Raw genomic sequence first — 19929 nt, forward strand, 5'->3', positions numbered from 1 at the left:
AGGATCTACAGATGTCTGGCAAGTTTTTCGCCCATTCCTTTGACGCCCGCAGCGTGATGCTGTTTGCATCGATTGCGGTCACATCGGCGATGGCCAGTGCCCAGCCGCTCAATAGCAGCCAGCAACGCATCGGCCAGGCCGCCAGCGGCAGCCGCATTATCCAGGTTGAACGCCAAATGGGCACCCATGACCCGCGCCGCCACCAGGCGCGCCAACCGGTCAAAAAGGCGCTCTGACCCGGCAGCCACCGCCGGTTTTTCCGAACTCTCCCCCTCCCCGCTACGGCGGGGTTTTTTCATGCCCGGCTGCAGCGCAGCGGACAGCCATGAAAAGCCGGCGGTGCTATTCTTGGCTCCCGCCCTGGAGAACCCGATGAACGCGCCCACCTCCCCCCACATTCTGGCTGCTGCGCAGCGCCCCATTCCCGATGCCTTCATGGCAGCGCTCAGTGCCCGTTTTGGCAGCCAGTGCGTCACCTCGCAGGCCGTGCGCGAGCAGCATGGCCGCGACGAAGGCTCCATCACTGCGCCGCCTCCGGCCGCCGTGGTCTATGCCCAGTCCAGCCAGGATGTGCAGGATGCCGTGGCGCTGTGCCACCAGTACGAGGTGCCCGTCATCGCCTACGGCGCCGGCTCCTCGCTCGAAGGCCATCTGCTGGCCGTGCAAGGCGGCATCAGCATCGATGTGAGCCGCATGAACCAGGTGCTGTCCATCGACACCGAGGACCTGACCATCACCGTGCAGCCGGGCATCACCCGCAAGCAGCTCAACGAGGCGATCAAGGACACGGGCTTTTTCTTCCCGATCGACCCGGGCGCTGACGCCTCCATCGGCGGCATGGCATCGACCCGTGCCAGCGGCACCAATGCCGTGCGCTACGGCACCATGCGCGAGAACGTGCTGGCGCTGGAGGTCGTGACCGCCAGCGGCCAGCTGATCCGCACCGGCAACCGCGCCAAGAAAAGCGCGGCAGGCTACGACCTGACGCGGCTGATGGTGGGCAGCGAAGGCACCTTGGGCATCTTTACCGAAATCAGCCTGCGCATCTACCCGCTGCCCGAAGCGGTGAGTGCTGCGATCTGCTCGTTCCCGACGATTGAAGCGGCCGTGCGCACCGTGATCGAGACCATCCAGATGGGCATCCCGATTGCGCGTGTGGAGCTCATTGATGTGAATGCGGTGCGCATGGTCAATGCCTACAGCAAGCTCGATCTGCGCCAGGAACCGATGCTGCTGATGGAGTTCCATGGCTCGCCCACCGGCGTCAAGGAGCAGGCCGAGATGGTGCAGGACCTGGCGCGCGAGCATGGTGGCAATGCCTTTGAATGGGCCGAGCGCCCGGAAGACCGCACACGCCTCTTTACCGCACGCCACAATGCCTACTTTGCGGCCGTCTCCAGCGTGCCGGGCTGCCGCTGCATCACCACCGATACCTGCGTGCCCATCAGCCGCCTGGCCGATGCGCTGCTGCAGTGCGTGACCGAGGCCGATGCCAGCGGCATCCCCTACTTTCTGGTGGGCCACGTGGGTGACGGCAACTTCCACTTTGGCTACCTGATCGACCCGGACAACGATGCCCAGCGCGAGCAGGCCGAGCAGCTCAACCACCAGCTGGTGCAGCGCGCCATTGCGCTGGGCGGCACCTGCACCGGTGAGCACGGCATTGGCGTGCACAAGCAGGGCTTTTTGCTGGAAGAGGCCGGCGAAGGCGCCGTCGCCATGATGCGCGCCATCAAGCAGGCGCTGGACCCCAAGAATATCCTCAACCCAGGCAAGATCTTCCGGCTGGGCTGATCGCCACCATCCCCTTAGCCAAAGGCCCGCGCAACCAAGCGGTTGCGCGGGCCTTTTTACGCCTTGTGGCGGGTTTTCTGCGGGTGCCCAGGGGGTAGGCAGCGTCTTGCTCAGGCAGGCACCACAGCGGCCTTTTCCTTTTGCTTGCGCGCGGCCACTCCGGCGCCGACAAAGCCGGCCGACACCACGCTCAGCACCATGCCCACGGCTGCGCCAAAGAACACACCGGCGTTCATGTGGTGGTCCAGCATGTAGCCAAACACCGGGGCGGCCAGGCAAAAGCCCAGGTCCAGGCCCGAGTAGACGGTGCCATAGACCCGGCCGGTGGCGCCCGGCGGCGCGGCACGCTTGACCAGCATGTCGCGCGAGGGGCCGGCCAGGCCGGTGCCGATACCGGCGAGCGCCGCTACACCCAGCGCCACATAGCCGGGCAGCCAGCCGGTGCCCACCAGCGCCAGCAGCACGCCGGAGAACAGCAGGCAGGCGGAGATGACTTTCTCCAGCCGCTCCACCCGGCCCACCAGAAAGCCGCCCAGCACCATGCCGGCGGCGCCAAACAGCATATAGCCGGTGACCACATAGGCGGTGATGCTGGCCGGCAGCCCGTAGAGCTGCTGCAGCGCCGGGCTGGAGAACGACTGGATGGCGCTCATCGCGCAGGTGGTCCAGAAAAAGAACGAGAAGCACAGCCAGACCGAGGGCAGCTTCAGGAAGGCCATCGGGTGCTCCTGCTTGCCGGCCGCCGCCGCCTTGGCAGGGGCCGCGCCAGGCAGGCTGACGCGGTCATCGAGCGCATCGCGATTGACCACCATGATGGCCAGGATGATGGCCGCCAGCGCGGCGCCGCAGAGGCAGGCCATGCGCCAGGAGCCGGTGGCCGAGGTGATGCCGGCCATGAACACCGGCGCTGCCGCCCAGCCCAGGTTGCCCGAGAGGCCATGCACCGAGAAGCCATGGCCCAGGCGCTGCGGCGAGAGGCGCTTGTTGAGGATGGTGAAATCCACCGGGTGGAAGGGCGCATTGCCCAGGCCGGCAAAGATGGCGGCCAGCATCAGCTGCGCATAGCTGTTGGCGGTGCCGGCAATGACACCGGCCACCGCAAAGCTGCTGAGCGCGGCAAACATGATGGGGCGGGCGCCAAAGCGGTCGACCACAAAGCCGGCCAGCGCCTGGCCCACGCCCGAGACGATGAAAAAGGCCGACACCAGCACGCTGAGCTCGGAGTAGCTGAAGCCGAAGTCCGCGATCAGCCAGGGAAACAGCGGCGGCAGCAGCAGGTGGAAGAAGTGCGAGGAGCCATGGGCCAGGCCCACCAGGCCGATGGTGCGTGAATCCTGCCGCAGGCTGCCCAACGCTCTCGGGTCGGGTGCGCCAGGGTCCGGTGCGGCAGTCGATGTTGTTGTGTTTGTTGTCATGGCAGCGATGTTAGCCAAAGCCCTGTCGGCATGTATGCGACAGAGGGACGATTACTATCGCCAATGTGCCAAGCTGCTGCACCTGGCCCTGCCCCATCACCACCACCGCCAACCGCCTTGCTGCCATGACTTCTGCCCGGACTGCCCCCCCGCCCCACGCGGCACGCGCTGCCGCCAGCGGCGAGGCTGCCAGCGCCCGCCGTGCCTGGCAGTATGTCGACTCGCTCACCCCGCACCTGTTTGTGCCCACCGCCGAGCGGCCGGTGCGCGCCAAGCTGCGCGAGCTCAGTGGCGACACCCGCGTGCTGCCCCACCAGCATGCCTGGGCGCAGCTGGCCATCTCGGTCACCGGCACCGTGCACCTGCGCGTGCCATCGGCCACCTTTGTGGTGCCGCCCCGGCGTGCGCTCTGGATTCCGCCCGGTGTCGAGCATGCGGTGACCCTGGTGGAGACGGCCGAGCTGCGCACCCTCTACATCTACCAGGCCGAGGGCCAGTGCGGCCCGGGCCAGGGCGACAGCGCTGCCAACCTCTGGCGGCGCTGCCGCGTGCTGGAGGTCTCCGAGCTGATGCGCGCGCTTGTCTGCGATCTGCCCACCCTGCCCGACGATGCACCCGCGCCTAGCGCCGCGCAGCTCGCACGCGAGCGCCATGTCAGCGCGCTGCTGCTCGATGAGCTGCGCCAGGCGACCCAGCTCGATCTGCGGGTGGACATGCCGCGCGACAAGCGCCTGCACAGCCTGTGCCAAGCCGTCCTGGACGACCCGCTGGCCCATGACAGCCTGCAGGCCTTTGCCCACAACAGCGGCGCCAGCCCACGCACCATCGCGCGCCTGTTCCGCCAGGAGCTGGGTTGCACCTACCTGCAGTGGCGCCAGCAGGTCATTCTGGCCAAGGCGGTGGAGCTGGGTGCCAGCGGCCTGGCCATTGGCCAGATTGCTGCCGAGCTGGGCTATACGCCCAGCGCCTTCAGTGCCATGGTGCAGCGTGCCTGCGGCCTGTCACCGGTGCGTTTTCTGGGCATGCAGACCCGCTAGAAATCTGCTCAATCTGCCGCCGTCTACCGCTTTCCCACTCAGTCATTGCCCCACCATGCCCCTGCACAGCTACGAACCCCGCCAAGGCCACCGCCTGCCCCATGACCCCTTCAATGCCATCGTCGGCCCGCGCCCGATTGGCTGGATCTCCAGCACCAGCAGCAGCGGCGTGCTGAACCTGGCGCCCTACAGCTTTTTCAACGCCTTCAACTATGTGCCGCCCATCGTCGGCTTTGCCAGCGTGGGGCGCAAAGACAGCCTGAACAACATCGAGGCGACGGGCGAGTTTGTCTGGAACCTGGCGAGCGAATCGCTGGCCGAGGCGATGAACCAGAGCTGCGCGGCCGTGGGCCCCGAGGTGAACGAATTCGAGCTGGCCGGCCTGGCCACCGAGCCCTCGACACTGGTGAGCCCGCCGCGCGTGCAGGCCAGCCTGGTGACGATGGAATGCCGCTGCACCCAGATCGTGCAGCTGCAGACCGCGCAAGGCGCGCAGGTGCCCACCTGGCTGGTGCTGGGCGAGGTGGTGATGGTGCATATCGACGAGCAGCTGCTGCAAGGCGGCGTGTACCAGACGGCAGCGGGCAAGCCGCTGCTGCGCGGCGGCGGGCCGGGCGACTATTTCACGATCAGCGAGGCGGGCAAGTTCGTGATGCGCCGGCCCGCGTGATGCCGCGCGGCATCGTCAATCGCAGCGCATGCCGGTGGCTGCGGCAAAGCTGCCCAGCGACCAGCCCTGCCCCAGCAAAAACATGCGGGTGCTGAGCGGATCGAGCCGCTCGGGCGCCATGCGCTCGCCCAGGTAGTGCATTTTCTTGTTGTGGATATCGACATAGCCCAGGCGGTGGCTGGCAGCGAGCTTGTGCCACAGCGCATGCGCGCCCTGTGACTGGCGCGCGCCTGTGACCAGGCACAGGCCTGCATCGAGCGCCCAGCGGTAGATGCAAGAGGCCAGGCCCTTGCGCTGGTAGGCGGGGTCAAAGCGGCTGTGCGGGCCGCGTATGTAGCGGTCGGCGCGCTTGTCCAGCTCGATCAGGCGGTTGAAGACGGTAAAGCCCGCAATGCGGTGCTCCAGCTGGTCTTCGACATAGACATAGAAATCGCCATCGGCGCTGCGGTAGCGGATGGCAAAACGGGGGTCGGACAAAGGGATCTCGGGCAGGCCATGGAGCCGGTCGCCGGGGGTGTGGATGCGATCGTGGATGGAGGCGCATTCGCCTTCGAGTTGCTGGGGTGGAATCGGGCTCACATCGATGCGCAACTCCACCGGCCGGTACAGCCAGGATGCCCAGAAGGGGGGTATCGCGAGGTTCATACCAAAACTCCTGCAGTTGAAAACCCGGCAGGTTAGCCCCGGCAGCATTTCGCACGCAAAGGGTGCGATATGCCCCATCGCTGGCAGACACAAAAAAGCCCGCCTGGGGAGCCAGGCGGGCTGTCAAAGTGCAAGGCCTTACGGCTTATTGCACACCCAATGTCATCGACGAGGTGGCACGGTTGCCAATCGCCACGGCAGACGAGCGGTTGCCCGATACGTTGATGCCGCTGGTGCTTGCCGTGCCCGAAGCGTTGAAGCTGCCGTTCACCGCCGCCGTCACATTACCGCTGTTGACCTGGTTGGAGGTCAGCACCGCACTGGCCATTTGCTGACCAGGCAGAGCAGACACATTCACCACGTTTTCGGCATTGTTGCCGACAGCGGTAGCGCTGACGGTGTTGCCACTCAGGTTGAGCGAACCACCCCGGGTGAAGGCGTCGGCGTTCAGGGATGCCGTGGCCACCACATTGCCACCGTTATTTTGCTCATTGAGCAAGACAACTCCCGTACCGCTATTCAGTGCCGTACCCGCACTCACCCGCACGCCGTTGAGCGAGGTATTGCCCGCAGCCACGGCCAGCACCTGGTTGCCCGAGCTGCTGATGTTGCCGTCAAGGCGGTTTGCGGCGCTGCCCTGCATCTGCAAGCTGGCAGTGGAGTTGACCGCCCCGGTGTTGCCCTGCACATTACCCAGCACCGCGAGCTGGTCGCTGGCCATGGTGCCTGCCGTGATATTCAGCTGGTTGTTGGCCACATTGGCGCGGGCCAGGCTGCTGGCCTGGTTGCCGGTGATGGTGGTGTTACCGCTGGGATCGCTGGCTTGGCTGCTGCCGCTGAGAATTTGCATCTCGGTGGTCGCCGTGGTGTTGCCCGCCGACAGCTGCAGGTTGCCCAGCAGGTTGGGTTGGGCAGTGTTCGCACTCAGGGTGCTCGTCGCACTGATATCCAGCGCATTGGTGGCCTGGTTCTGGCTTGCATTGGAACTGAATTTGTTGTCGCTCACCACCAGTTCATGGCCACCAGAACGCGTGGTGACCGGTGTCAAGGTGCTCGTACCATCAACACCCAGGTTGACCTTAGTCAATGCCTGCGCATTGCCAGATTGCACTGCCTGCACATTGATCAGATAGGCGGCCGAGTTGCCATCGATGCGGCTGCCCGAGAGAGCGACCTCGTTGTCCACCTGGTTGATGATCGCATCCGAACCACCTTGGTTGCCGGAGACCGTGAGATTGCCGCCAGAAGCCGCAGCCGAACGCAGACCGATCAGCATGGGATCCGGGTTGGGCGCAGGACTGGTGCTGGCACTGCCAGCGACGGTTGCGTTCACATCGCCAGCCGCATGGCCTTGCACGCTGAAGATAACGGCACCCGAATCCGACACGCCATTGGTCGCATTGACGCGAGCCAGGTTATCGGCCTTTTGGCTAGCAGCCGTGGCGCTGAACTGGTTACCGCTGACCACCAGCGCCGCATTGCTGGCGCTGTCGGTGCTGGCTCCCACCACACTGGAGCGGGCATTGGCCTGCACATCGCCAGCCAAATGGAACTGCGTATTGCTGACCGTGGCGACCGATTGCGTCACCGCATTGTCGGCACCAAGCAAGGCGTCGTTGCTTACGGAAGCTGCCGTCGCCTCAGCGCTCAGCTGGTTGCCGCTCACCGTCAAGCTGCCGCCCGACAGGCTGGTCGAGCTGCTCCCGATGCCCAGGGCGCTGGCATTAGCCGATACCGCGCCGCCTGCGTGCGTTTGCGCGTTGCTGGTGCTGGCCAGGCTGCCGCTGATGTCGCTGGCACCGGCACGGGTCTGGTTGCTGGCGCTCGATCCCTGGGCCTGGGCATCTACCCGGTTGGCGCTCACCGTCAGCGCGTCGTTGGTGCTGTCCTCGGTCTGCACACCCAGATGGCTCGTCACCTGGGCGTTGGCACTCACCGAGCCGCCAATGGTCTGGGTGTTGCTGGTCTCCAGTTGCGCACCCGTGATGGCGCCTGTAGCAGCAATGGCAGTGCGGTTGCTTCCGCTATTGCCGTTGGCCTGCGCACCTACATCGTTGCCGCTGACGCTGTAGCGATTGTTCGCAGAACCTGGCTTCTGGTTGTCAATGCCCAGGGTGGTCACAGTGCTGCTGGCATCGATGATGCCCGTGGAGCTCTGGGTTGCGCTGTTGGTCAAACCCGTGACTCCAGTCTGCACCACATCGCCAGCTGCATTGATCTGCAGCACGCTGGTTTGCTGGTTGCCACCGGCAGCGGCTTGCACGCTGTTGCTGCTGACGCCCAATTGGCTGTCGGTCAGCGCCAGAGCGGGGGTACCCAGCACACGGATGCCGACCAGGTTCACATTGCTATCCGCAGTCACATTTCCGGCAGCTTGCTGGTTCACCGTGCTGCTGGTGTCGGCCCCGATGTTCACGCTGCTGGCGTCCACCCGGATACCGGCCTGGGTGGCGTTGGCTTGGGCGCTGCTGTCCACCTGATTACCTGCAACACTCAGGCTCAGATTGTTCATCGCGTTACCGCCGGTCTGGTTCAGGCGAATACCGACACGCGTCAAGTCGGTTAAGGCGGAGACCGGTGCATTGGCCGCAACCTCCTGAGTGACGGAGGTCGTTGTGGCTGAGTTCACATCCACCGCTGTGCCGGTGATCAACATGGTACCCACCGACGTGCTGCCAATGGCCTCAGAGCTGGCCTGGTTGCCACTCACACTGGCGCTATCGCCGTCGTGGTTGCCTTGCACGTTATTGGCATTGATGCCAATGTTGGTGCTCGTGGTACCGCTGATCACGCCAGTGACCTGCTGAACAACGGTCACCGTAGGCTGCGCCAGTGGCTGGGTGTTGATGGTCAGGGCAGCCTGCGCACCGTTAGCGATCTCATGCTCATTGCCGATGGCCTGCGCAGTGATGGGCGCAACGGTCACCACACCGCTGCCGGGAAAACTATTGATCTGCCCACTGGTGATATTGGGGGCAGTGACTGTGCCATTGCTGACCTGGTCTACATTCACCACCGTGGTTTGCGCCAGCGCCACACCAGAGGTGGCAGCGATCAGCGCAGCCGCAGCGGCCAGCGGAGCCAGGCGTGCCCGGCGAAGAAAGGTTGGGTGCTTGTGGGACATGACTGTCTCCTAGTCGTACAGGGAGAAAAACTAGACGTGATTTGGGTGTTTTATGCTCTTAGTGCCCGTCTATAAAGCGCTATAAGCTATGAAATTGGTAGCTTTGGAACGATGCCGGTCAAGGCTTGACCTGCAGCCGCGCCAGCAGGCGGTAGCCTGCGCCGTAGCGGTGCACCGTGGTGTCGCCGGGCGTGGGGCGCCATAGCACCTGCACCTGGCCAGGCGGGATGCCGTGCTGGGCCAGTTCAGCGCGCAGCGCCTGCAGGCGCTCGTCGGTCAGCGCATCGCGGCGGGCGGGGTTCTGGTCGTTCTCGTTCTCGCGTGCCAGCAGCGCCATGCGCACGCCCTGGCCGGCGCGCAGGCGCGTCGCCACGGTCTCTGCGGCGGTGGCCGATTGCTGCGCAATACGGGTGTTGTTCTCTTCAAAGACCACGTCCAGCGAGGTCATCGCGGCCTTGGTTTTCTCGGGCATCGGCTCGGTGGCTGCAGCGACAGGAGCGGCTGCCGGTACAGGCGCAGGGGCCGGTGCTGCAGGTTCGGCGGGAACAGGCGTTGGCGGTACGGCAGCGGGCTCGCCTGCTGCCGTCTTGGCGCCTTCCATGCAAGGGCCGGCCGGGGTCTGCGTCACCGTGCTGATCAGCTCGAGCACGCCTTGCTCCAAGGTGGTGCGCACGCCCAGTTGCACGGGCTCCAGGTCCTTGCTGCCGGCGTTGATGTCAAACAGGTTGCTGCCAAAGAAGCGGAAGATACCCGCACCAATCTCGCGGCCCACGATCTGCTTTTGCAGGCTGACGGCACGCACCACGCGCAAGGTCTTGGTCTCGACGATGCGCAGGTCGGCACCCACGTTCATCGTGAAGACGCGGAAGCGCGGGCCGATCTGGTTGACCTGGGCTTCGATGCCGCCGGACTGGATGTTGTAGTTCACCTCGGTGAGGCCACCGATGATGTAGTAGTCCGAGCGCAGGATGGAGCCGCCGTAGTACGGCAGCCAGGGCACCGCGCGCTGGCCCTTTTCATCGGCCAGCGCATGCTGGTTGCCATCGCCCAGCTGGCGCCGGTCGGTGTAGGCCAGCTCCAGCTCGGCCACGCGGGTGTCAAAGCGCTCGCGCACATCGATGGCGCCGCCGAGCTTGCCCAGCGCCGAATAGACCATCAGCGATCCGCCCTGGGTGACGACATTGCCATCACCCTGCGAGTACTTGCCGGTGTAGTCCTTGATGTCGCCCACGGCAATCGACAGCGGGGCGCGGCCATTGCGCTGCTCGACGATGCGGTGCGACAGGCAGGCAAAGCTGTTGTCCAGCGGGGTGCCGTTGTGGCGCGGGCCGGGGCCTTGCATCACGGGCGCTTCGTCATCGGCCATGCGCACCTGCTGGTAGGTGGGCAGCGCGCAGCCGCTCAGCAGCAAGGTGGCGGCCAGGGCCGACAGGGTCATCGTGCGGCGGGGCAGCGGGCCGCGCGCGGACAGGGGGGAAAGGTTCAGGGCGTGCATGGTGTCCTCCGTCCGCGCTTTAGTTGATGGCACCGCTGGCGCCGAACTGGCAGGCCGAGCTGCCGCTCACGTTGGTGCTTTGGTTGCCGCTGTTGTTCTGCGCGACCTGCATGTCCTGCTGGCCATGGGCGTTTTCGCTGTTGATCGGCGCCATCGTGGTCGTCGATGGGCTGCCCTGCACGCCACTGCTGATGGCGCCGCTGTTGCTCTGGTTGTTGTTGGCCACGCCACCACGGCCCAGGTTGTCGCTGCTTTCGCTGGCGCTGCCGGTGCTCGATGCGCTGTTGCCTGCCGATGCATTGGTCTGCGGAGAGGCGACCTGGTTGGCCTGGTCGGCCGAGCTGCTGTTGCCGGCGGCGGTGGGCTGGAAGTTGCAGTTCACCTGGCGCTCGATATTGGTGATGTAGGTGCTTTTGAAGGCGTCGTAGTAGCCGCCTTTTTTCTTTTCGACCAGGTCATTGACGAGAGCCCGGTTGGCGCGGTCGGCGCTGGTCTGGAACTGCCAGGGCACCGATTCGCCGAGCCAGCCTTGTGCGTGGCTGGAAGCGGCTGCCGTCAGCAGGGCTGCGGCGAGGTAGATGGCGCTGTGTTTCATGTCGTCCTCACAGTTGGGTGTTGTGCTGTTCATGGGCAAAACAGATGGAGCGACGACAGGCATCCCATGGCGGCCAGCCATCGCATGGAAGGCATGTTCGGCTGGCGGTAAGTAATTGTAAATAGACCAGATGTACTAGCCTAGAGACCGTTTTGCGGCGCAATACCTCCGAAAAACAGCGTCTTGAATTCTCAATTAATCCATAAAAATCATTGGACTTTTTGCAAGGCAAGTGGATACTCAGAAACTATCAAAGCGGCTGTGAGGCGCACTAGTTCATATGGACTATTGGTTGCTTCGGTAAATAGATGTAAGGTACGGGCCATGAAGAACTGCGCCCCCCATGCCGCAAGAAGGAGCCTGCGGATATGACACTGCCCCTGCCGTCGGTCATGCTGGTGGATGACCATCCCCTGTTCCGCCAGGGCCTGCGCATGATGCTGCTGAGCAGCAACATGCTGCAGGCCGATATCCACGAAGCGGGTTCGGTCACCGATGCGGTGGCGCAGGAGCACTGGGTCAACCTGGTCATGCTCGACATCAGCATGCCCGGCTGCGATGGGCTCGAAGGCATTGGCCAGATCCGCAAACGCTGGCCTGGTGCCTATGTGGTGATGCTCTCGGGCCATGACCACCCCGAGCTGATGCGCGATGCGGTGCGCCAGGGCGCCTCGGGCTTTATCTCCAAGGCGCTGGAGCCCGAGGCCATCTGCGCGCAGGTGCAGCACTGGTTGCTGCGCAGCCTGGGCATGGAGCACAACATCCACAAGGCCAGCGGCCGCAGCCTGGAGCCCGCTGCCAAGTCCAGCGCCGAGGTGCTGCCGCTGCGCCAGTACGAGGTGCTCAAGATGCTGGCCAAGGGCTTTAGCAACAAGGCCATTGCCAAGCATTTCGGGCTGAGCGAACATACGATCCGCAACCAGGTGGCGTCCATCCTCAAGCACCTGGGGGCCGATACCCGTACCCAGGCGGTGCTGGTGGCGCAGCGCAACGGTATCCTGCCCGCTACGGCCATCAAATAAAGCTGCCGCTGTCGCCGCCCAAGCGCCAGCGCCATGCCACCAGCCGGCCCAATGCCAGGCAGGTGCACAACGAGGAAGCCATGATGGACACAGGCCCCCAAGACAAGCCCCAGTGGATGCGCTGGGCATTGGCCGTTTTGCTGCTCTGCTGCCTGGTGGGCCTGGCCCCCGCCAAGGCCGCGTCCGAGCGCCTGCGCATCGGCATACCGCTGGAGCCCGCCTCGTTCGACATCACCAGCACGTCGGCGGCCACCGCCAGCGAGATCACCTACGCCAATGTGTTCGAGGGCCTGACCATCATCGACGGGCAAGGCCAGATCAAGCCGCGCCTGGCGCAGAGCTGGACCGTGAGCCAGGACGGCAAGCAGGTCGATATGGTGCTGCGCCGCCATGTGCGCTACCACGATGGCAAGCCCTTCAATGCCACCACGGCCGCCTTCAGCCTGCAGCGCCTGCTGCAGATGAAAAACACCAATGCCTACCTCGAGTGGTTCGACAAGCTCGTCTCCGTCGAGGCCGTGGACGAGTACCTGCTGCGCATCCGCCTGAGCGAGCCCGATGCGCTGCTCAGCTATGCGCTGGCCATGCCCGGCGCGGTGATGGTCCACCCCGACAGCGCTGCGAGCAATGCCAGCGCGCCGGTGGGCACCGGCCCCTACCAGGTCGAAAAATGGACCAAGGGCAAATCGATCACCCTGCTGCGCAACGAGCAGTGGTGGGACAGCAAGAAGCCCGCCATCCGCATGGCCGATTTCCTCTTCATGTCGAGCGCAGCGGAGACCGAGAACATGCTCGCCGAAGGCCGCATCGATGCGCTCAGCTCGGTCACGCGGCTGACGGCCTCGTTCATGGCGCGCACCGACTATGTGATGGGCCAGCGCGGGGTGGAAGGCAAGCTGCTGATCGCGATGAACAATGCGCGCGCGCCGCTGAACGATATCCGCGTGCGGCGCGCCATCAACCATGCGCTCGACCGCAGCCGCTACCAGGACATCTATGGCGGCTCCATCGAAGTGCTGCCCATTGGCAGCCACTTCTCGCCCCACCACCGGGCCTATGTCGACCTGGTACAGCGCTACCCCTACGACCCGGCCCAGGCCAAGGCCCTGCTCGCCCAGGCCCAGGTGGCCCCGGGCACCAGCCTGCGCCTGGCCGTGCCGCCCACCGACTACGGGCGCTACGGCAGCCTGATCGTGGCCGCACAGCTCGAAGCCATTGGCCTGCAGGTCGAGATCATCCGCATGGACTGGCCCACCTGGCTGGACCAGGTGATGAAGCGCAAGGACTATGACCTGAGCCTGATCATGCATGTGGAGCCGATGGACATCGGCATCTATGCGCGCGATGACTACTACTTCCAGTACAACAACCGCGTGTTCAAGAAGATCTGGGAAAAGCTGCGCGCCTCCGCATCGCCCCAGGAGCTCGATGACTGGCTGGGCCAGGCGCAAAGGCAGCTGGCCGAAGATGCGGTCAACGCCTTCATCGTCGTGCGGCCCGAGCGCAACTTCATGCGCAAGGGCCTGGTGGGCATGTGGTCCCAGTGCCCGATCCCGACCTTTGCGCTGGAAGACCTGCGCTGGCAGAACTGAGAGCGATGGCAGACCCTATGGCAAACAGCCCATCACCACCAGCAGCGCCTGCTGCGCAGGCCACACCGGACAAGCGCAGCTTTCCGATGTCGGTGACCTCGCGCATCTTGCTGATGCTGGTGATTCTGGCCGTGGGCATTGCCGTGGTGTTTGCCTTGACCTTGCAGGGCCTGCGCCGCACCAACCAGGCCCTGCAGCAGCTGTCCAGCGTGGAGATGGAGCAGCTCATTGCCAGCACGCGCGTGATGCAGCAAAGCGAGATGATTGGCAGCTATGCGCGCCTGGTCGCCATCACCAATGACATGGGCGAGCGGCGGCTGAACATGGTGGAGCTGACCGACCGCATGGGCTGGCTCGACAAGCTGCTCGGCGAGATGACGCAGACGCGGCTCGATGGCGCGATCGACCCGCTGATGCAGTCCAAGCGCAATGCGCTCAACGCCAATGTGCAGCAGCTGAGCCAGGCGATCTTTCAGCCCGCGCAGCATGGCCTCGATGACCGCGCCGTCTTCCACCTGGTAGCCGAGAACCAGATGCTGGCCACCGACATGTCCTTGCTGGCCAGCCGCGCTGCGGCCGACCTGCGGCGCCAGCTCAATGAGCGCAGCGTGCAGCTCTCGCGCGATGTGGCCGCGCAGCAGACCAACCTGAACTGGCTGGTGGCCGTGCTGATCCTGTGCGTGGCGATGGCGGGAATCTATATGCATGCCTCGGTCTCGCGCCGCCTGGTAGCGCTGCGCCGCGAGGTCAGCAATGACGAGTTTGGCGGCATCTACGCCGTGCCCCAGCAGTGGGGCGACGAGATCGACCAGCTGGGCCGGGCTATTGCGTCGTACAAGAAACACCTGAGCGACCATGCCCGCTCGGCCCAGAACGCGGTGCGCGCCAAGAACCGCTTTCTGGCCGGCGCCAGCCATGACCTGCGCCAGCCAGTGCAGGCGCTCAACCTGTTTTTGGAGACCTTGCGCGGCTCGGGCCTCAACAGCCAGCAGGCGGTGGTGCTCGAGCACGCGCGCGCTGCGCTGTCGGCCAGCCGCGAGATGCTCGACACCCTGATGGATTACTCGCGCATCGAGGCCGGGGTGCTGGACCCCAAGTTCCAGCCGGTGGCCATTGCCGGCTTCTTGCGCCGGCTGGAGAAGGAGTTTGGCCCGCAGGCCGATGCCAAGAACCTGGTCTTCCGCGTGCGCGACAGCGAAGACTGGATCTACACCGACCAGTCGCTGCTCTTTATGCTGCTGCGCAACCTGGTGTCCAACGCGCTGCGCTACACCGACCACGGTGGCGTGCTGCTGGGGGTGCGCAAACGCGGCCTGCAGCGCGTGATCGAGGTCTGGGATACCGGCGTGGGCATCGATGACGAACACCACGACCTGATCTTTCAGAAGTTCCGCCAGGTGGCCGAAGACCAGCACATGGGCACCAAGGGCCTGGGGCTGGGGCTGGCGATCGTGCGCGAGCTGGCCGATATCCTGAATGTGAAGGTCGCGCTGTCATCGATCCCGGGGCGCGGCAGCGTGTTCCGCGTCAGCCTGATGGCCGAGGCCGTGCCTGCCGGCGGCTATGGCCTGGTCACCGGCCTGTGGGAGCAGCCCGACGATGGCGACTACTCGTCGCTGCATGGCCTCAAGGTGCTGGTGGTCGATGACGAGCCGCTGGTGCGCGTGGGGCTGGCCAGCATGCTCGAGCAATGGCATTGCCAGGTGATGAGCGCAGCCAATGTGGACCAGGTGCGGCGCCTGATCGACCACATGCAGGAGAGCAACAGCAAGCCCTTCGATGTGGTGCTGACCGACCTGCGCCTGTCGGCCACCGAGGACGGCAGCATGGTCGTCATGGCCGTGCGCGATGCCACGGCCGAGCATCTGCCCTGGCAGCAGATGCCGCCCCACTACGTGATCCTGACCGGCGACACGGCCCCCAAACGGCTGCAGATGGCCAACAGCCTGGGGGCGACCTTGATGCACAAGCCCATCGATCCGCGCCAGCTGCACAAGCTGCTGGCCCGGGAGCTGCAGCTGCGCTGCGACATCGAGGAGTTCATGGAAACCCAGCCGCCTGCCGATATCGACGAGGCCATCGACAGGGCATAAAAAAACCCGCCGGGGTGAGCGGCGGGTCATGCGGCGGATCGGTGGCCTGGCGAGGCTGCGATCAACGCCGAAGGTTTATTCCGCCAGCTGGCGCATCGTGGCCTGGTCCAGGCGCCCCGTCACCGACAGGCCCTGGTCCTGCTGGAAGGAGCGCAGCGCGTTCTGCGTGCGTGGGCCGGAGGCGCCATCGGGGGTGCCCACATCGTAGCCCAGCTCGTTGAGGCGCTGCTGCGCTTGCTTCATGCTCAGGCGCACATTGGTCTTGGCGCCAGGTGCCGAGGTCTGGCTGGGCGCTGCGGCGCCATCCACACCCAGGCGACCGCCACCGCCCAGGCCCTGGCCCTTGACGGATTGCGCGCTGTAGTTGCGCAGCGCCTGCACCATCTGGTTGTAGGCATCGACGAAAGCGGCCGACACGACCTTGCCTTGCGAGGTGTTGGAGTAGCCACCCATGCCGGCACCGGCTGCGCCACCGAACAAGGTGCCAAAGCCACCCCAGTCAGTCTTGCTGGCGTTACCGGTCGACGAGGACACCTGCACGCCCGAGCGGTTGTCCACCAGGGTCAGCATGGCCGAGGCTTCACGGGTCTTGCTGCTGGCAGCCACTCCGGCCACCGCGCTGCCGCCACGGCCGCCCAGGATGCCGCCCAGCGCCGCGCCAAAGCCGCCGGCATTGTCTTCGCTGAAGGTCACCTCAGGCGTCAGACCGTAGTCCGATGCGACGACCTGGCCCTTGCCGAAATTGCTGCCTTTGCGCATTTCGCCGTTGTCCATCATCGCGCGCTCGCGGTTCATCGCGTTCATGCCGGCAGCGCTGCGCTCCACCACCACAAAGCAGTTCGATTGCTGGATCAGCACGCGCAGCAGATTGGCGGTTGGTGGCAGGCGGTATTCGTTGCGCAAAATGGTGTACCAGCCCGCTTGCTGGTTCTCGACCAGGGACACGGTGCCCACGGGCGAATCACATTTTTCGAGTTGGCTGTTTTCGCCCTGGCTGCTGCCCCCTGCTGCGCCACCGGTCACCATGTTGTTGGTGCCGCCGCCCAGCTTCATACCGGTGCTTTCGCAGCCTGCCAATGCCAAGACGGCCAGTGCCGCCAATGCTGCCTTTTTCATGTCGCTCTCCCGCAAATCATTCAGTTGTTCATTCAAAGCGAGCCCGGAATTCCTCCCAGGCTCGATTACTTCGATTTCGTATTTTTGCTTTGCGCTGCTGACACGGGAATCACCTGCTTCCAGGAACCTCGGCGGAGCGTTGTCTGCTCTTAAGCGAAGTTGTTAGTAAATGTCACCCAAATCACGACGTGCAGCACATGGCCGGTGCATTATCCACGTAATTTATCAATCAATCCATTCAGGGCATCCAGTGAACCAAACTGGATTACCAATTCCCCCATCTCTTCGAGTTTGCCGGCGCGTTTGACGCGCTTTTTCACGCGCACTTCCACTTCAGCCATCAACAGGTCCGACAGCTCTTCTTCGACGCGCTTCAAATCGCGCGATTTCGCTGGTTTGGCCTTGACCGGGGTTTCGCCCGAGAACTCGGCACTGACCTTTTTGACCAGGCTCTCGGCCTCGCGCACGCTCAGTTTGCGGGCATTGATCTGGTTGGCGGCGGTGATCTGCGCGGCGCGGTCCAGCGCCAGCAAGGCACGCGCGTGGCCCATGTCCAGATCCCCTGCCATCAGCATGGTTTGCACGGGTTCGGCCAGGTTCAGCAGGCGCAGCAGGTTGGACGCTGCCGAGCGCGAGCGGCCCACTGCCTGCGCGGCCTGCTCGTGCGTCATCTGGAACTCGCCCACCAGGCGCGAGAGGCCCTGGGCCTCTTCCAGCGGGTTGAGGTCTTCGCGCTGGATGTTCTCGATCAGCGCCATCGCCGCGGCGGACTCGTCCGGCACATCACGCACCAGCACCGGCACCTCGGCCAACCCAGCGATGCGCGCGGCGCGAAAGCGCCGTTCGCCGGCAATGATTTCGTACTTGCCGGCGTGGTCGCCCGAGGCCAGCTTGCGCACCAGGATAGGCTGCATGATGCCCTGGGCCTTGATGCTTTCGGCCAGCTCGTACAGCGCTCCCTCGTCCATGCGCGTGCGCGGCTGGTAGACGCCGGGCACCATGTCATCGAGCCGCAACTGGTGGGGCAGCTGGCCCTTGTCGTCGCTGGCGGGCGCAGCGTCCTCGACCTTGGGGCCCAGCAGTGCTTCGAGGCCGCGTCCCAGACCCTTGGGTTTCTTGGTAACCATGTCTTAATTCACCTTTGTTGGTTCGGCCATCAGCTCGGCCAGCAGCGCCTGGCCCAGCGGCCAGTCGCCCAGCCCCGATTCGGCATTGATATGGCCGCAGGCGCCCTGGTCCACCCAGCGCGCGCCCCAATTGCTGGCCAGCCACTGCGCGCGCTCGGCGCTGCAATAGGGGTCGTTTTGGCTGCCCACCAAGATGGCGGGAAAGGGCAGTTTTTGCAGCGCGATCGGCGACCAGCCAGGGATCTGTTCGGCCAGGTCGGCGCGCTCGACATCGCCCGGTGCCACCAGCAGCGCGCCGCGCACCTTGCTGGCCGCCTGGGGCGAATGCGCGGCCCACCAGGCCGTCAGAATGCAGCCCAGGCTGTGGGCGACCAGCACCACGGGCTGGGGCGCATCCAGCACCACATCCTGCAGGCGCGCCGTCCAGTCACCGCGTTTGGGGTGCGTCCAGTCGTGCTGCTGCACGCGCTCATACCCCAGTTGCTGCTCCCACACCGTTTGCCAATGGCCCGGACCGCTGTTTTGCCACCCCGGCAGCAGCTTGATGGACGAGGATTCAATGCTCATTTTTTAATAGCAAAAAAAGCGCCACCGTACTGCGCTGTTTCAAAGAAATGCAAACCCTTATTGTGCCCGAATGCTTGCCATACGCAACGCGGCCGCCTGCAGCGCGCAGGCCACCATGAAAAAGACCTCCGCATGCCAGGCAGCGGAGGTCGGTCGGGCAGCGGCGGGGCCGGCTGTCACTTCATGCGTTTGATGCGCTTGACCATCTCTTTGGCGAACTCGACAAAGGCCTTGCTGCCCTTGGCGGCCGGGTCGAACACGACGCCGGGCAGGCCGTAGCTGGGGGCTTCGGCCAGGCGCACATTGCGGGGAATCACCGTGTCGAACACCTTGTCGCCGAAATGCTCGCGCAGCTGGTCGCTCACCTGCTGCTGCAAGGTGATACGCGGGTCGAACATGACCCGCAGCAGCCCGATGATTTCCAGATCGCGGTTCAGGTTGGCATGCACCTGCTTGATGGTGTTGACCAGGTCGGTCAGGCCTTCGAGCGCAAAGTACTCGCACTGCATCGGCACGATCACGCCATGGGCCGAGCACAGGCCGTTCAAGGTGAGCATGGAGAGACTTGGCGGGCAGTCGATGAGCACAAAGTCAAAGTCGGCGTCGCTCGCCTCCAGCGCAGCCTTGAGGCGCTTTTCACGGCGCTCGAGCTCGACCAGCTCGACCTCGGCACCCGACAGCTCGCGGTTGGCGCCCAGCACCCAGTAGCCGCAGCGCTCGGAATGGACAGCCGCCTCCTTGATGGTGCTCGATTCGAGCAGCACGTCGTAGACCGAGGTCTCCAGCGCGCGCTTGTCGATGCCCGAGCCCATGGTGGCATTGCCCTGGGGATCCAGGTCAACCAGCAGCACACGCTGCTTGATCTTGGCCAGACCCGCAGCCAGATTGACTGCGGTGGTGGTCTTGCCGACGCCGCCTTTTTGGTTGGCGATACAGAAAATTTTTGCCATGAGAACTCGCTTGTCCACTAACTTATTTGGTCAGGGCCAGCTTAAGGCCAAAACCAATCAAAAACACACCCGCCGTTTTCTCCAGCCATTTGACTAGGGCCGGATTGGCGCGCAGGCGCTCGGCCAGCATCCTGGTGAGCAGCACCACGACCGTGCAATAGGCCAGGCTGATCACTGCCACGGTCGCTGCCATCACCGCAAAAGTGGGCAGGCCCCGGTGGGTGGCCGGATCAACAAACAGCGGGAAGAACGCCATGTAGAACACGATGGCCTTGGGATTCATCATGGTGATGAGAAAGCCTTGCCTGAAATAATGCCGGGGCGCAATCTTGATGACCGGCTGGTCGCCAGGTCGGGCTGTTATCAGCTTGTAGCCAATCCAGGCCAGGTAGGCCGCGCCCAGCCACTGCACCGCCTGAAAGGCGGCCGGGTACGCGCTCATCACCGCGGCCACGCCGGCAACGGCCAGCCACATCAGCACCTGGTCAGCGGCCATGCAGCCCGCACATACGGCCAGACCAGCCTGGATGCCGCCCTTGCCCGTGGAGGTGATCAGCGCCAGGTTGCCAGGCCCGGGAATCATCAAGAACAGGAGCACGGCGAAGACAAATGCACCATAGTCAGAAATGCCAAACATGTGCCGCCTCTGCGATGGAAACTTTGAGTGTAAACGACGGCCCTGCTTGC

The 19929-nt window shown here is 64.6% G+C and carries 17 protein-coding genes; 7 read left to right on the top strand and 10 right to left on the bottom strand.

From position 1 onward, the window contains the following. Nucleotides 1-11 precede the first annotated feature (11 nt). Nucleotides 12-236 (top strand): hypothetical protein, encoded by a 225-nt coding sequence (locus tag WH367_RS14975; RefSeq protein ID WP_339536689.1) that lies wholly within the window; start codon nucleotides 12-14, stop codon nucleotides 234-236. Between the two features lie 136 nt (nucleotides 237-372). Further along, on the top strand, nucleotides 373-1794 hold the full coding sequence (locus WH367_RS14980; protein ID WP_339536690.1) for an FAD-binding oxidoreductase: 1422 nt from the start codon (nucleotides 373-375) through the stop codon (nucleotides 1792-1794). A gap of 110 nt (nucleotides 1795-1904) precedes the next feature. Here WH367_RS14980 and WH367_RS14985 read toward each other — a convergent pair whose 3' ends face one another. Then, on the bottom strand, nucleotides 1905-3209 hold the full coding sequence (locus WH367_RS14985) for an MFS transporter (RefSeq protein ID WP_339536691.1): 1305 nt from the start codon (nucleotides 3207-3209) through the stop codon (nucleotides 1905-1907). A gap of 125 nt (nucleotides 3210-3334) precedes the next feature. On the opposite strand from WH367_RS14985, the gene WH367_RS14990 reads away from it, so the two are divergent. Together WH367_RS14990 and WH367_RS14995 are read left to right on the top strand one after the other, a co-directional pair. Beyond that, nucleotides 3335-4246, top strand: coding sequence for an AraC family transcriptional regulator (locus WH367_RS14990; RefSeq protein ID WP_339536692.1), 912 nt, complete (start codon nucleotides 3335-3337; stop codon nucleotides 4244-4246). 55 nt (nucleotides 4247-4301) lie between these two features. Further along, nucleotides 4302-4916 (top strand): flavin reductase family protein, encoded by a 615-nt coding sequence (locus WH367_RS14995; RefSeq protein WP_339536693.1) that lies wholly within the window; start codon nucleotides 4302-4304, stop codon nucleotides 4914-4916. 15 nt (nucleotides 4917-4931) lie between these two features. Here the strand turns inward: WH367_RS14995 and WH367_RS15000 are convergent, their stop codons facing one another. From WH367_RS15000 to WH367_RS15015, 4 genes are all read right to left on the bottom strand, one after another. Continuing rightward, a complete protein-coding gene (locus tag WH367_RS15000) occupies nucleotides 4932-5561 on the bottom strand; it encodes an N-acetyltransferase (protein ID WP_339536694.1) in 630 nt (209 codons plus the stop codon). 145 nt (nucleotides 5562-5706) lie between these two features. Further along, nucleotides 5707-8685, bottom strand: coding sequence for a beta strand repeat-containing protein (locus WH367_RS15005; RefSeq protein WP_339536695.1), 2979 nt, complete (start codon nucleotides 8683-8685; stop codon nucleotides 5707-5709). Nucleotides 8686-8803: 118 nt separating this feature from the next. Further along, nucleotides 8804-10180: a CsgG/HfaB family protein gene (locus tag WH367_RS15010; protein WP_339536696.1), complete on the bottom strand. Its 1377-nt coding sequence runs from the start codon at nucleotides 10178-10180 to the stop codon at nucleotides 8804-8806. A 19-nt stretch (nucleotides 10181-10199) separates the two neighbouring features. Further along, nucleotides 10200-10775: a hypothetical protein gene (locus WH367_RS15015; protein ID WP_021027158.1), complete on the bottom strand. Its 576-nt coding sequence runs from the start codon at nucleotides 10773-10775 to the stop codon at nucleotides 10200-10202. Between the two features lie 368 nt (nucleotides 10776-11143). On the opposite strand from WH367_RS15015, the gene WH367_RS15020 reads away from it, so the two are divergent. The 3 genes from WH367_RS15020 (at nucleotide 11144) to WH367_RS15030 (ending at nucleotide 15482) form a co-directional block, all read left to right on the top strand. Continuing rightward, nucleotides 11144-11797, top strand: a complete 654-nt coding sequence (locus tag WH367_RS15020) for a response regulator transcription factor (protein WP_339536698.1) — start codon at nucleotides 11144-11146, stop codon at nucleotides 11795-11797. An 83-nt stretch (nucleotides 11798-11880) separates the two neighbouring features. After that, nucleotides 11881-13389, top strand: coding sequence for an ABC transporter substrate-binding protein (locus tag WH367_RS15025; protein ID WP_339536699.1), 1509 nt, complete (start codon nucleotides 11881-11883; stop codon nucleotides 13387-13389). Nucleotides 13390-13406: 17 nt separating this feature from the next. Then, nucleotides 13407-15482: an ATP-binding response regulator gene (locus WH367_RS15030; protein ID WP_339536700.1), complete on the top strand. Its 2076-nt coding sequence runs from the start codon at nucleotides 13407-13409 to the stop codon at nucleotides 15480-15482. A 75-nt stretch (nucleotides 15483-15557) separates the two neighbouring features. Here WH367_RS15030 and WH367_RS15035 read toward each other — a convergent pair whose 3' ends face one another. The 5 genes from WH367_RS15035 to WH367_RS15055 form a co-directional block, all read right to left on the bottom strand. Beyond that, nucleotides 15558-16598, bottom strand: a complete 1041-nt coding sequence (locus WH367_RS15035) for a peptidoglycan-binding protein (RefSeq protein WP_021027161.1) — start codon at nucleotides 16596-16598, stop codon at nucleotides 15558-15560. Between the two features lie 209 nt (nucleotides 16599-16807). Continuing rightward, nucleotides 16808-17725 (bottom strand): ParB/RepB/Spo0J family partition protein, encoded by a 918-nt coding sequence (locus WH367_RS15040; RefSeq protein WP_021027162.1) that lies wholly within the window; start codon nucleotides 17723-17725, stop codon nucleotides 16808-16810. 3 nt (nucleotides 17726-17728) lie between these two features. Next, on the bottom strand, nucleotides 17729-18292 hold the full coding sequence (locus WH367_RS15045; RefSeq protein ID WP_445228119.1) for an RBBP9/YdeN family alpha/beta hydrolase: 564 nt from the start codon (nucleotides 18290-18292) through the stop codon (nucleotides 17729-17731). A gap of 176 nt (nucleotides 18293-18468) precedes the next feature. Further along, a complete protein-coding gene (locus WH367_RS15050) occupies nucleotides 18469-19242 on the bottom strand; it encodes a ParA family protein (protein WP_021027164.1) in 774 nt (257 codons plus the stop codon). 22 nt (nucleotides 19243-19264) lie between these two features. Next, nucleotides 19265-19879: a LysE family translocator gene (locus tag WH367_RS15055; protein ID WP_021027165.1), complete on the bottom strand. Its 615-nt coding sequence runs from the start codon at nucleotides 19877-19879 to the stop codon at nucleotides 19265-19267. Nucleotides 19880-19929: the final 50 nt, after the last annotated feature.

The sequence above is a fragment of the Comamonas sp. MYb21 genome (genome assembly GCF_037479395.1).
GTDB lineage: Bacteria > Pseudomonadota > Gammaproteobacteria > Burkholderiales > Burkholderiaceae_C > Comamonas.